An 11,774-nucleotide genomic window follows, 5' to 3' on the forward strand; every position below is an offset into this window, starting at 1 on the left:
GCAGGTCGGTGCGGCGGGTCAGCCGGTGCGGTCGATGGTCACCCGGGCGTCGTCGGCCAGCCGGTAGCCGACGCCGTAGACGGTGGTGACCAGGGGCACGTCCACACCGACCTTGCCGCGCAGTCGACGCACGTGCACGTCGACGGTACGCACGCCGGCGTGCTCGTAGCCCCAGACGGCGTTGAGCAGTTGCAGTCGGGTGAACACCCGGCGCGGATGGGCGACCAGGTGCAGCAGCAGGTCGAACTCCAGCCGGGTCAGCGGTAGCGGCTCGTCGTCGCGCAGCACCGAGCGGGACGAGGCGAGAATGTGCAGGGCGGGAATGGTCGGGCTGATCGCCCGGGTCGACGACCGGTTGGCGGGAGTCTGCTCGGGGCGACGTTCGGCCGGCACGGACCCGACGATCACGCCCTCGCCGCGTTCGAGCATCTCGCGGGCGGCCTCCAACAGCCGACGTGCCGCCGGGGTCAGCGACTCCTCAGAGGCCAGCGGGATGGACAGCGTCACGGTGAGCACTGGCGTCGCGGTGTTGGCCGGGCGACGCTGACCGCCGGGCGGTCGACCGGGCACCGCGGGTTGCGACGTATGCCATCCGGCGCGCGACGAGGCGGGGCTGACCGACATGGTCCTCCTTGGGCTGGTCCGGGTATCTCCCCACGGCCCGGGACGCCGCTTCATCGATGCTTCCCGGCACCCGGGCGAGGGTCAAGAGGCGGCTACGTTGCAGAAATTTGACAATTGGCGAACGCATCGGAGCCGACTGCTCGCTCTGCGTACGAGCCTGATGATTACAGCAGAGTCGCCGAGATGCCCCGATACGGGGGTCCCCGCCCGGTTCACCGAGGCGGTCGCAGGCCGCCTGACCAGGGCTTACCGGGTGTGGTCCACGCTGATCCGAGCCTCGTCGGCCAGGCGGTAACCGACCCCGTAGACGGTGGTCACCACCTCGGACCCGGCCAGCTTGGCGCGCAGCCGTCGGACGTGCACGTCGACGGTCCGGGCCACGGCGTGCTCGTACCCCCAGACGCTGGACAGCAGTTGCAGGCGGGTGAAGACCCGGCGCGGGTGCTCGGCCAGGAACACCAGCAGCTCGTACTCGATGCGGGTCAGCGGGATGACCCGGTCGCCCTGGCGGACCATCCGCGAGCCGGCCAGGATGCGGACGTGGGGCGCGTCGGCGGGCGGCTCGCCGCCGCCGACGGGGATCGGCGCCGGGCGCGACCCGGGCGCGAGGTCCTCGACGGTACGCAGCCGACCCTCCCCCGACTCGGCCAGCTCGCCGAGGAGCTGGACCAACCGGGCCAGCCGTGGGCTCAGCGGCCCGGGGACGAGGTCGAGGGTGATGGTGAGGGTCGGGGCGCTGCGCGGACGGTTCGGACGCGTCCCCGGGTGGCGGCGCGTGGGGATGGCGACGACGGACATGATGCCTCCTCAAGTGGCGGTACGCCCGCCACGCCGGTGCGGCGTGACGGTCAGCGGCGCGCCCACCCGGTGTGCACGGGCGACGCGAGTGCAGAGGTGTGCAGCGGGGTGGGGCCCAGAGCCGGCAGACCGGCGATCCGCCACGCGGCGAACCCACCGATCACGTCGGTGGCCCGGTGCAGGCCGACGTCCTGGAGGGCGGCGGCGGCCAGCGACGACGTGTAGCCCTCCTGGCAGAGGATCATCACCGGTACGTCGTAGTCGACGGCCTGGGGCAGTCGGGCCGCACAGCGTGGGTCGAAGCGCCACTCCAGCACGTTGCGCTCGACGGTGAGCGAGCCGGGCACCACGCCGTGCGCGGCCCGCTGCGCGGCGGGTCGGATGTCGACCAGCAGCGCGCCGGCCCGGTACGCCAGGTGCGCCCGTTCCGGGTCGAGCCGGTCCAGCCGGGCCCGCGCGGCGGCCAGGATCTCGTCGATGCCGCGGGAGCCCTCGGGCGGCACGGGTGCCGGACAGTGCTCGGCCGTTACCTGCATTATCGGTTCCTTCCGGTGACAGGGGGGTGGTCGTGACTCGCCGGGCTCACCAGGACGTGCCGGCCTCGCGCGGGCTCACCAGGACGTGCCGGCCTCGGCGACCTCGGCGATCCGCAGCCGGCCGTCCACGAGGTCGTAGCGGGTCATCCGGAGCAACGCGGGCCGGTAGACGTGCACGCTGACCGCCGGATCGGGGCCATGGTTGGTCACCCGGTGCACGTGTCGGGGTCCGAAACGGCGACCGCCGCCTGACGGCAGCAGCCGCGGGCGCAGCCGACCGGCGCCGACGGTCTCCTCGGTGAGCACGCCGCTGACGACCCGGAACGCCCCGGAGGAGCCGCCGTGGTCGTGCAGGTCGGTGCCCTGCCCGGGCAGCCAGCTCAGCGCCCACACCTCGTGCTCGGCGCTGACGGCGAGGCGGGCGTACCAGCGGTCGGCGGGGTCGAAGCGCAGCGCGACCGGCCAGCCGGCCGGGTCGGCCCACCGGGCGGCGACGGTGAGCAGGGCGGACTCCGGACGGTGGTGCGTCATGGCGGTTCCTCGCGGGTCGTTCGGCGGGGTGCCCCCGTACTCTAGACGGCAAAGCCTATAGGTTTAGTAGGTAATTCCACCTACTGGGACACCGATCGACTCCGCTGTCGGTCAGCGCACCACCGGCGGATCCACCCGATAGCCGGGCAGCGAGGGCCACCGCACCGTCAACACCACCGAGGCACGCTCGGCGAACCAGGAGTGGTCCACCCCTCGGGCCCACACCACGTAGTCGCCGGGCACCGCCAGTCGCACCGTGCGGTCGGGCAACTCCACCCGGAAACAACCCTCGACGAGGACGAGCAGAGTGGTACGCCGCTCCCCCGTCGCCCACCGCGACCGCGCCTGCCCGGGTGGGTGCACGCCCCACTTCACCTCGACGTCGGTGCTGTGCCGGATCTCCCCCGGCGGAGCGAAGTGCCCGAGCAGCCAGCCGGCGTTGGTGGCACCGTCGACACCCGCGTTGCCCACGTACACCGTCTCGGCCATCGGACCCTCCCCCAGCTCACCGGCCGAGCAACCTACCAGGGCACGTCGTAGCCTGGAGGGGTGACCGACGACCTCGACGCCGAGACGCTGGCGTTCGCCCACCGGATGTTCGACCTGGCCCGCGCCGGCGCCACCGAGGAGCTGGCCGCGCAGCTCGACGCCGGCCTGCCGGTCAACCTCACCAACGACAAGGGCGACACGCTGCTGATCCTGGCCGCGTACCACTCTCACCCGGACACCGTGGCCGCCCTGCTCACCCGCGGCGCCGACCACACCCGGGCCAACGACCGGGGCCAGACGGCGCTGGCCGCGGCGGTCTTCCGCAGCAGCACGGACGCGGTCCGCGCGCTCCTCGCCGCCGGGGCCGACCCCACCCACGGCAACCCGTCCGCGATGGAGACCGCGCAGTTCTTCGACCTGCCGGAGATGACGGAGCTGCTGCGCGCCGGCTGACACCGACCCCGACCGGCCGGTATACAGGGTCGGTGGAAGATCCTCTGCCCGAGCAGATGCGGGCCGCCGGCACCGCGCTGCTGGCCGCGCTCGACCCCGCCGCCCGCGACGCCGCCGTGCACCCGTTCGACGACGAGTCCGCCCGACGCTGGCTGGAATACCGCCCCCGCCCCCGACCCGGCGCCAGCCTCGCCGCGATGGACGTCGCCGGCCGCAAGGCCGCCCATCGGCTGCTGGCCACCGCGCTCAGCCCTCCCGCGTACGCGCAGGCGATGGCGATCATCGCGCTGGAGGAGGTGCTGGACCGGGCCGAGGACTGGCAGCGCGGCCGGCACAGCGCCGACTACTGGGTGGCCGTCTTCGGCGACCCGGCGCACGACGACCGCTGGGCGTGGCGGTTCGAAGGACACCACCTGTCGGTGACCATGACGGTGGTCGACGGCCAGGTCTCCCCCGCCCCGATCTTCTTCGGCGCCAACCCGGCGGCGGTCCGCTACGCCGGCCGTCCGGTCTCCCGCCCCCTCGGCGTCGAGGAGGACCTCGCCCTCGCGCTGCTCGACGCGCTGGGCCCCGCCGAACGGGCCGCCGCGATCATCGCCGACGACGCGCCGGCGGACATCATCAGCGCCACCCGGGGGCAGGTCGACGCACCGTTGGAGCCGCTCGGCGTACCGGCGGACCGGATGGGCCCGACCGGGCGGGCGCTGCTGCACCAGGTGGTCGCGCTCTACCTGGACCGGCTGCCGCCCGAGCTGGCCACCCGGGAGGCGGCCCGACTGGACGCCGGCCCGCTGCACTTCGCCTGGGCCGGCCCCACCCGCGCCGGGCAGCGGCACTACTACCGGGTGCAGGGCGACGACCTGCTGATCGAGTACGACAACACCAGCCCGGACGGCAACCACGCCCACACCGTGCTCCGCCGCCCCGCCAGCGACTTCGGCGCCGACATCCTGGCCGGACACCACCGAACCCACCACTAGGCACCGCTCGCCGACGCCCCGGCAGGCCCCGCGTTGACGCCCCGGCCGTTCCCCGCGCCGCCGCCCCGATGGGCCCTGCGCTCGGGCGGCCCCGGCGCGCCCCGCGCTCAGACGGCCCCGGCGCGCCCCGCGCTCAGATGGCCCGCCCTGAGCGGCCCCGAGCCGGTGATGATCGACTCCACCTCGGCGGCGGGGCCGGCAGCGGGTCAGGGACGGGTGGCCTCGATGAGGAAGCGCTGGGCGTGGGCCACGAAGGGCCCTTCGTCGACGATGCGGCGGTGCAGGTCACGCAGCCGATCACGGTAGCGGTCGACAGTGAACCCGGGCACCGTCCAGACCACCTTGCGCAGGAACCAGACCACCGCCCCGATGTCGAAGAACTCCGCCCGCAGGGAAGCCCGGCGCAGGTCGACCACCCGCAGCCCGGCCGCCTCAGCGGAGGCGACCGCGTGCTCGGGGTGCCGCGTGTCCGGCGGCGGCAGCGGACCGAGAACCGCCTCGCTCAACTCGCGCATCGTGCCCGCGCCGATCTGCTGGGACAGGAACGTCCCGCCCGGTCGCAGCACCCGGGCCGTCTGCGCCCAGTCGGTACGCACCGGATGCCGGCTGACCACCAGGTCGAACGAGGCGTCGCGGAAGGGCAACGGCCCGTCCGGGTCGACCGCCACCACCGTCGCGCCCACCCGTCGCAGGGTCCGCCGGGCAACCTCCATGTTGGGCGGCCAGCCCTCGGTGGCCGTCAACAGCTTCGGTGGCCGTGGCACCTCGGCGAGCACCTCCCCGCCGCCGGTGTCCACGTCCAGGGCGGAGGTCGCGCGCGCCATCCGATCGGCGACCAGGCGGGCGTACCCCCAGGGCGGGCGCTCCTCGGTGGCCCGTCCGGCGAGCCAGCCGAAGCCCCATCCGTCGACCGGGGCGGCAGCGGCCTCAGCGATCAGTTCTTCGGCGTCACGCGCGGCGTCCATGGCGGCCAGCCTCGCGGCCGGTCGCCCCCGCCGGCAACCTCATTACGCCCGGAGCCCCGGGCGAGCTGTCGCGGCGGAACGGTCGTGGCGCGGCGCCCGCGCAGCATGGACGACCGGCGCAGCGTCCGTACAGCCCGGACGGTCGACGCGGCGTCTCCGCAGCCCGGACGAACGGCGCGGCGTCTCCGCAGCCTGCACGACCTGCGTGCGCCCGCGCTGCCGGGCGCTGAGCAGTGGCGGCGGTCAGCCGAGGCTGAGCTGGTGCTCCTCGAGAGCGGCCTGGAGGATGCCGAGCGCCCGCGGTCCCATGCCGTGCAGTCTGGCCAGGTCGGCCCGCGGAACGTCCGCGAGCTGACGCAGTGTCGTGTAGCCGGCGCCGTTGAGGGCGCGGGTGGCGGGTGTACCGATCTTCGGAAGCGTGTCCAGAGAGGAGGTCATCCGTGATGGTAGAACGGTCAGCGGCACAGTCGCTGACTCCGACATGCGGCCCGGAGACCGGGTCAGCGGCTGGCCCAGGGACGACGGATCTCGCCGGTGGAGCCGGCGAGGGCCTCCAGGCCGCCAGTCTCGGCCCGACCGCCGTCGAACTGGCGCATCAACCGGGCGCCCAGGTGCACACCGACCCCGCCGATCGCGAGCGCGACCAGCTCGGTGACCAGGATCGCGGCTGACGCCCCTCGGTCCGGAGACTGCGACCGGACCAGGCAGGTGAGCAGGAACATGCCGGCCATCGCGGCGTTCACCAGGTTGAAGGCGACGGCGGTACGGCGGGTGCGGTCCCCCGGTGCGTCCCACAGGTCGACCATGCCCGCCATTGCGGTCAGCGCGGCGGCGACGAGGGCGGCGACACCCGTCCAGTAGCCCACCTCGCCCAGGAACGCCGGCCCACCGACGACGTCGGTGAGGTCGAAGACGGTGGCGCTGACGAACAGCCCGAGCGGGAACGTCACCAGCATCGGTTGGATCGGATGCCCCTGCACTCGCAGTCGGCTCTGCATCGGTCCTCCCCCGGGTCGGCGCAGCTCACCTGACCAGAGTGCTACCCGAGCCCGCTCGGGGCGAAACGATTCCGCCCGACTCGCCGGTGACCGGACGAACGGACACCACCAGCCGTGATCGACTCGCGTTGCCGGAAACCGGGCCATCGCAACGCCTCGGACACCGCGCCTTCAAGAAACGCGAGTCGATCATGGAGCGCGCAGCGCGAGCAGGCACGCAGCGCCAGCAGGCACGCAACGCCAGCAGGCACGCGGCGCCAGCAGGCACGCAGCGCGGTCAGGCGTCGCGGGGGCGGGAGACCGTGTGGACCAGTCGCTCGGCCACCTCGCGCAGGGGGATGTCCAGCGACGTCGCGGCGGTACGCAGTACGTCGAGGGCCTCGGCCGGTGGGCACCCGCGCTGGGTCATGATCACGCCGACGGCCTGGCCCACCACCCCTTCGTGGAGCAGCGCGGCGTCGCGTTCGCCGTTGGCGGTGAGTTGCCGGTTGCGGTCGCGTACGGCGGCCAGCAGCAGGCCGGCGTGTTCGGCGAGCAGCATCGCGGTCAACTGGTGTTGCGGGGTCAGCAGGTCGGGCGAGGCGGCGTAGAGGTTGATCGCGCCGATCACCTGGTCGTCGATGTCCACCGGTGCGGAGATCACCCCGCGTACGCCGAGGTCGCGGGCGCGCGCCGTCCAGACCGGCCAGCGGGGCTCGGCGGTCAGGTCGGCGGCGAGGATCATCTCGCGGCGGTGGATGGCGCTCATCGCCGGCGAGTCCGGGCCGTGTCGCAGGTCGTCCAGCCCGGCCAGCCGCTCGTCGGAGGCGGCCACGCCGGCCGGTTCGCCGGCGCGCAGGGCGGTGAAGCCGCACCAGCGCACCCCGGCCACGGCGTCCCGGGTGACCCGGACCAGCGCCAGGAGCGCCTCGTCGAAATCGGTCAGGGCGATCAGGCCTGCGGTCAGTTCCCGTAACAGCGCGGCGGTCTCCAGGACGCCGAGGGTCTGCACCACCGGCTCCCGCGTGTCGATGTTCACCGCTTCGCAGCCTCCGTGCACGTCCGTGCCTGCCCGCCGGGCATCGTCACCTGTGTCATCGTCTGCTCTCTCCCGACTCGACCGACCAGCCCTACTACCCTCGCCAACCCTGGTCGAAACGACGTAAATCGGGGCCTCTCGCCGCGTGCGCACGCGGTGAGAGGCCCCGGATGCCTCCGTCAGCGGGAGGTGCCGCTGAGCCGCCGCCCGATCGACGCGATCAGCCGGTCCAGCTCGGAGCCGAACGGGTTGTCGTGCACCAGGTACGTCCAGGTGGCGGTGGGCCGGACCAGGGTGCCGTCGTCGGCCTGCCAGTCCTCGTCGAATTCGGTCTCGTTGAAGGTGGCGATGGTGCGGGCCTCGATCTCCGGGATCAGGTCGTTGAACGCCGGCACGGCGGCCCGGTGGAACTCGTCCAACGGGTCGAGCCGGCCCAGCGCGCGCAGGTGCACGCCCTCGCGGACCTCCGACAGCTCGGCCAGGTGCTCGGCCCAGAGCCGGTCCAGGTGGTAGAGCGCAATCGACCGGGCGGCACGGGCGAGCAGGTCCTCGTCCATCTCGCCGGCCTTCTCGGGCTCCTTCTCCAGGAGCATCACCGCGGCCACGTCGCTGGTCAGCAGCCGTTCGCGGCGGGCGGCGAGGGCCTTGCGCTGCTGCTCGATGACCACGCTGTAGCGCCAGGTGTTGCGGTGGATCTCGTGGTTGACGCCCTCGGCGACCCGCTGGGCGTGCTCGACCGCGTAGTCCACCTGCTCGTCGGTCACCAGGCCGTCGGCGTTCATCCGCGGCGACGCCGGCACCGAATCGGCGGCGTGCCGGACGACCAGGTCGTCCTCCAGGCTGACGAAGAAGACCGAGCCACCCGGGTCGCCCTGTCGGCCGGCCCGACCGCGCAGCTGGTCGTCGACCCGCCGGCTGTCGTGCCGGCCGCTGCCGATCACGTAGAGCCCGCCCAGCTCGGCGACCCGTTCCTGGTCGCTCTGGTCGCTGCCGCCGAGCCGGATGTCGACACCCCGGCCGGCCATCTGGGTGGAGACGGTCACCGCGCCGTACGCGCCGGCCTCGGCGATGATCGCGGCCTCTTCGTCGTCGTTCTTGGCGTTCAGCACGACGCAGGGCACGCCGGCGGCGTTGAGGCCGGCGGCGAGCCCCTCGGACTCCTTGACGTCGAGGGTGCCGACCAGCACCGGCCGCCCCTTGGCGTGCGCACGCTGGATCTCGTCGACGAGCGCCTCGTCCTTCTCGGCCCGGGTGGCGTAGATGCGGTCCGGCTCGTCCTCGCGGATGCACGGGGTGTTCGGCGGGATCACCGCCACCTCGAGGTTGAAGAACTCCCGCAGCTGGTCGCCGACGTGCACCGCCGTGGCGGTCATCCCGCAGACCTTCGGGTAGAGCGCGATGTACGCCTGCATGGCGATGGTGCCCAGCACCTCGCCCTCGGCGGTGGCGTCCAGGCCCTCCTTGGCCTCGACCGCGGCCTGGAGGCCGTCCGGCCAGCGGCGGCGCTGGGCCACCCGGCCGCGCATCTCGTCGACCAGCTCGACCGAGCCGTCCCGGACGATGTAGTCCACGTCGCGGTGCAGCAGGGCGTGCGCGTGCAGCGCCACGTTGACCGCGGAGAGCTGCGCGACGTGCTCCTCGTCGTACAGGTCGATGCCGAGCTTGGCCTCGATGGCGGCCAGGCCGGCGGAGGTGAACGCCACGCTCCGCCCGTCCTCGGCGACCGTGTAGTGCTTGCCCTTGCGCAGGCCGCGCACCAGCCCGGCGGCGGCGTGCACCGGGTCCTGCTCGCCCGGCACCGCGCCGGCCAGGACCATCGGCACCCGCGCCTCGTCGATCATGATCGAGTCGGCCTCGTCGACGATCGCGGTGGTCAGCGGGGGTTGCACCCGGTCCTCGACGTCGGTGACCAGCTGGTCGCGCAGGTAGTCGAAGCCCGCCTCGCTGACCGAGACGTAGGTGACGTCGCAGGAGTACGCGTCGCGCCGCTCCTGCGGCGAGGACGCCTCGTTGACCCAGCCGACGGTGAGGCCGAGCAGGGTGTAGACCGGCTCCATCCACTGGGCGTCGCGGCGGGCCAGGTAGTCGTTGATGGTGAGCACGTGCACCGGCCCGTTGCCGAGCCGAACGTGCCCGTACGCGGCGATCGTGGCGGTGAGGGTCTTGCCCTCACCGGTGGCCATCTCGGCGACCTTGCCGGACAGCAGCGACATCGCGCCGAGCAGCTGCACGTCGTACGGCCGCTGGTCGAGGCCCCGGCGGGCGGCCTCGCGGCCGACGGCGCAGATCTCCTCGTAGCCGGTCGCGGCGCCGGCGGCCTCGGTCAGCTCGGCGTCGTCGAGCGCGGCGAGCTCGTCCGCGCGCGCCTCGATAGCCGGCAGCAGTTTCTCCAGCGGAGCAAGATCCACGGTCGAGCCGGGGCGCTGAAGGAACCGCCGGAACTTGCTCTTGAACCGTTGCGACACACCCATGAGCGGCAACGGTACGCGATTCGGGCCGGCCTGCGCGGCCCGGCCGCCGACAAGTTGGCGGATCGGATGCGCTCAGCCGACCAGTAGCTGGTGGGCGGCCAGCTCACGGTAGAGCGGGTCGGTCGCGGTCAGCTCGGCATGGGTGCCGACGGCGACCACCCGACCGCCGTCGAGGACCACGATCTGGTCGGCGTCGACCACGGTGGCGAGCCGGTGCGCCACGATCAACAGCGTCCGGCGGACGGCCACCGCGTCGATGGCCCGGCGCAGGGCGGCCTCGTTGCGCGAGTCGAGGTTGCTGGTGGGTTCGTCGAGCAGCAGCACCGGCGGGCCGGCGAGCAGGGCACGGGCGATGGCCAGCCGCTGCCGCTCACCACCGGAGAGCAGCACCCCGCCCTCCCCCACCTGGACGTCCAGCCCGTCGGAGGTGCGGTGCGCCAGGTGCGCGAGGTTGACCTCGTCGAGGACCTCGCGAAGCCGGTCGTCGGTGGCGTCCGGCGTGGTGATCAGCAGGTTCTCCCGCAGCGTGCCGGCGAGCACGGGGGCTTCCTGTTCGACGTAGCCGAGCCGGGCCCGCAGGGCGTCGCGGGGCAGGTCCCGCACGTCGCTGCCGTCGAGCCGGACCGCTCCGGCGCTCACCTCGTAGAAGCGTTCGACCAGCGCGAGCAGTGTCGACTTGCCGGCGCCGGAGGGGCCGACCAGCGCGGTACGGGTGCCGGTGGGCACCGTGAAGCTCACCTCGTGCAGCACCGGCTCGCCGCCCGGGTAGCCGAACCCCACCCGGTCGAACTCGATCATCGGCGCGGGCCGCCGCGGGCTGGTCGTCGCGACGGCGGGCGCCGGCCGGTCCGCCGCGCCCTCCGCGGGCACGGCGAGGATCTCCTCGATCCGCTGGAGGGCGCCCAGACCGGACTGCAACTGGGTGTACGCCCGCAGCACCTGGCCCAGCGGCAGCGCCAGCAGGAACAGGTACATGACGAAGGCGACCAGGTCGCCGACGGAGATCGCCCCGGCGGCGACCCGCGCCCCGCCGATGCCGAGCACCAGCAGGAACGCGCCCTGCACGGTGATCGAGCCGATCGGGCCGACCACCGACTGCACCCGGGCCACCCGCAGCCCGGCCGTGTACGCCTCCCGCGCGCTGCCGGTGACGGTCTGCGTCTCCCGGGCCTCGGCGCGGCTGGCCCGGATCGTCCGGGCCGCCGAGATGGCCCGCTCCACCGCCGAGGTCATCTCGCCGATCCGCTCCTGGGCGGCACGGGCCAACGCCCGCACCCGGCGGACGAAGGTGAGCGCGAAGCCGAGCCCGAGCGCCACGCCGAGCAGGGTGACGCCGAAGAGCAGCGGGTCGAGCAGCACCATGGCCGTGCCGGCGCCGACCACCGTCACCGCCCCGGTGACCGTCTCGAACAGCCCGGAGGTGACGACCGCGCGCAGGAGTGTGGTGTCCGAGCCGACCCGGGACAGCAGGTCGCCGGTGCGTCGGCTGTCGTACTCGGCGATGGGCAGCCGCAGCAGGTGACCGGCGAGCCGGCGGCGGGTGCCCAGCACCAACCCTTCGGCGGTGCGTTGCAGCAGGTAGTCGCGTAGCCCGCCGATGGCCGCGCCGAGCACCACGAGGACCACGAGGATCGTCACCAGCGCCGAGACCGGGTGGGCGTTGCCGATCCGGTCGAGCACCGACCGGGTGAGCAGCGGCTGCGCCAGCGACGCCGCCGCGCCGAGCAGCGACAGCACACCCACGACGACCAGGGTGCCGCGGTGCTCACGGAGGTACGGCAGCAGCGCGGCCAGGCCGACCGGCCGGTCCTTCGCGGTGCCGACCGGCCGGTCCTTCGGGGTGCTCATGCCGGGAACGGTAGTCCGCCGCGTCACCCGCCCGGGCGGGGTCCGGGCCGCGACCGGCCGGTC

13 protein-coding genes are annotated in these 11,774 nt (G+C 73.6%); 2 read left to right on the forward strand and 11 right to left on the reverse strand.

The genetic code is table 11. From position 1 onward, the window contains the following. Positions 1 to 18 precede the first annotated feature (18 nt). The 5 genes from GA0070612_RS22615 to GA0070612_RS22635 form a co-directional block, all read right to left on the reverse strand. The gene (locus GA0070612_RS22615) at positions 19 to 624 is read right to left on the reverse strand and encodes a winged helix-turn-helix domain-containing protein (RefSeq protein ID WP_088989741.1); all 606 of its coding nucleotides are present in this window, start codon (positions 622 to 624) and stop codon (positions 19 to 21) included. A gap of 246 nt (positions 625 to 870) precedes the next feature. After that, positions 871 to 1,422, reverse strand: a complete 552-nt coding sequence (locus tag GA0070612_RS22620; RefSeq protein ID WP_088989742.1) for a winged helix-turn-helix domain-containing protein — start codon at positions 1,420 to 1,422, stop codon at positions 871 to 873. A 50-nt stretch (positions 1,423 to 1,472) separates the two neighbouring features. Further along, positions 1,473 to 1,958 carry a rhodanese-like domain-containing protein gene (locus tag GA0070612_RS22625; protein ID WP_088989743.1) on the reverse strand — a complete coding sequence of 162 codons (486 nt, stop codon included), beginning with the start codon at positions 1,956 to 1,958 and terminating at the stop codon, positions 1,473 to 1,475. 75 nt (positions 1,959 to 2,033) lie between these two features. Next, positions 2,034 to 2,489 (reverse strand): cysteine dioxygenase, encoded by a 456-nt coding sequence (locus tag GA0070612_RS22630; RefSeq protein ID WP_088989744.1) that lies wholly within the window; start codon positions 2,487 to 2,489, stop codon positions 2,034 to 2,036. Positions 2,490 to 2,600: 111 nt separating this feature from the next. Next, on the reverse strand, positions 2,601 to 2,978 hold the full coding sequence (locus GA0070612_RS22635; protein ID WP_088989745.1) for a signal peptidase I: 378 nt from the start codon (positions 2,976 to 2,978) through the stop codon (positions 2,601 to 2,603). 60 nt (positions 2,979 to 3,038) lie between these two features. On the opposite strand from GA0070612_RS22635, the gene GA0070612_RS22640 reads away from it, so the two are divergent. Both GA0070612_RS22640 and GA0070612_RS22645 read left to right on the forward strand, forming a co-directional pair. Then, positions 3,039 to 3,431, forward strand: a complete 393-nt coding sequence (locus tag GA0070612_RS22640) for an ankyrin repeat domain-containing protein (protein WP_088989746.1) — start codon at positions 3,039 to 3,041, stop codon at positions 3,429 to 3,431. Between the two features lie 32 nt (positions 3,432 to 3,463). Then, positions 3,464 to 4,411: a DUF3500 domain-containing protein gene (locus GA0070612_RS22645; RefSeq protein ID WP_197699220.1), complete on the forward strand. Its 948-nt coding sequence runs from the start codon at positions 3,464 to 3,466 to the stop codon at positions 4,409 to 4,411. 206 nt (positions 4,412 to 4,617) lie between these two features. Here the strand turns inward: GA0070612_RS22645 and GA0070612_RS22650 are convergent, their stop codons facing one another. The 6 genes from GA0070612_RS22650 to GA0070612_RS22675 form a co-directional block, all read right to left on the reverse strand. Further along, the gene (locus tag GA0070612_RS22650; protein WP_088989748.1) at positions 4,618 to 5,376 is read right to left on the reverse strand and encodes a class I SAM-dependent methyltransferase; all 759 of its coding nucleotides are present in this window, start codon (positions 5,374 to 5,376) and stop codon (positions 4,618 to 4,620) included. Between the two features lie 243 nt (positions 5,377 to 5,619). Then, on the reverse strand, positions 5,620 to 5,814 hold the full coding sequence (locus tag GA0070612_RS22655; protein WP_088989749.1) for a helix-hairpin-helix domain-containing protein: 195 nt from the start codon (positions 5,812 to 5,814) through the stop codon (positions 5,620 to 5,622). A 62-nt stretch (positions 5,815 to 5,876) separates the two neighbouring features. Continuing rightward, a complete protein-coding gene (locus GA0070612_RS22660) occupies positions 5,877 to 6,374 on the reverse strand; it encodes a DUF2231 domain-containing protein (protein WP_088989750.1) in 498 nt (165 codons plus the stop codon). A 277-nt stretch (positions 6,375 to 6,651) separates the two neighbouring features. Next, a complete protein-coding gene (locus GA0070612_RS22665) occupies positions 6,652 to 7,392 on the reverse strand; it encodes a GAF and ANTAR domain-containing protein (RefSeq protein ID WP_088989751.1) in 741 nt (246 codons plus the stop codon). A 179-nt stretch (positions 7,393 to 7,571) separates the two neighbouring features. After that, positions 7,572 to 9,863 (reverse strand): accessory Sec system translocase SecA2, encoded by a 2,292-nt coding sequence (gene secA2, locus GA0070612_RS22670; RefSeq protein ID WP_088989752.1) that lies wholly within the window; start codon positions 9,861 to 9,863, stop codon positions 7,572 to 7,574. A 72-nt stretch (positions 9,864 to 9,935) separates the two neighbouring features. After that, entirely contained in the window at positions 9,936 to 11,711 is a 1,776-nt protein-coding gene (locus tag GA0070612_RS22675) for an ABC transporter ATP-binding protein (RefSeq protein ID WP_088989753.1), read from the reverse strand. Positions 11,712 to 11,774 lie beyond the last annotated feature (63 nt).

Origin of the sequence: Micromonospora chokoriensis (assembly GCF_900091505.1) — a bacterium.
In the GTDB taxonomy this organism is placed as follows: Bacteria; Actinomycetota; Actinomycetes; order Mycobacteriales; family Micromonosporaceae; genus Micromonospora; species Micromonospora chokoriensis.

Excerpts from the sequence above, each read along its gene's own strand:
- GA0070612_RS22650 (WP_088989748.1), bottom strand. The coding sequence starts at position 5,376 with ATGGACGCCGCGCGTGACGCCGAAGAACTGATCGCTGAGGCCGCTGCC.
- GA0070612_RS22620 (WP_088989742.1), bottom strand. The coding sequence starts at position 1,422 with ATGTCCGTCGTCGCCATCCCCACGCGCCGCCACCCGGGGACGCGTCCG.
- GA0070612_RS22660 (WP_088989750.1), bottom strand. The coding sequence starts at position 6,374 with ATGCAGAGCCGACTGCGAGTGCAGGGGCATCCGATCCAACCGATGCTG.
- GA0070612_RS22615 (WP_088989741.1), bottom strand. The coding sequence starts at position 624 with ATGTCGGTCAGCCCCGCCTCGTCGCGCGCCGGATGGCATACGTCGCAA.
- secA2 (WP_088989752.1), bottom strand. The coding sequence starts at position 9,863 with ATGGGTGTGTCGCAACGGTTCAAGAGCAAGTTCCGGCGGTTCCTTCAG.
- GA0070612_RS22655 (WP_088989749.1), bottom strand. The coding sequence starts at position 5,814 with ATGACCTCCTCTCTGGACACGCTTCCGAAGATCGGTACACCCGCCACC.
- GA0070612_RS22630 (WP_088989744.1), bottom strand. The coding sequence starts at position 2,489 with ATGACGCACCACCGTCCGGAGTCCGCCCTGCTCACCGTCGCCGCCCGG.
- GA0070612_RS22675 (WP_088989753.1), bottom strand. The coding sequence starts at position 11,711 with ATGAGCACCCCGAAGGACCGGCCGGTCGGCACCGCGAAGGACCGGCCG.
- GA0070612_RS22625 (WP_088989743.1), bottom strand. The coding sequence starts at position 1,958 with ATGCAGGTAACGGCCGAGCACTGTCCGGCACCCGTGCCGCCCGAGGGC.
- GA0070612_RS22635 (WP_088989745.1), bottom strand. The coding sequence starts at position 2,978 with ATGGCCGAGACGGTGTACGTGGGCAACGCGGGTGTCGACGGTGCCACC.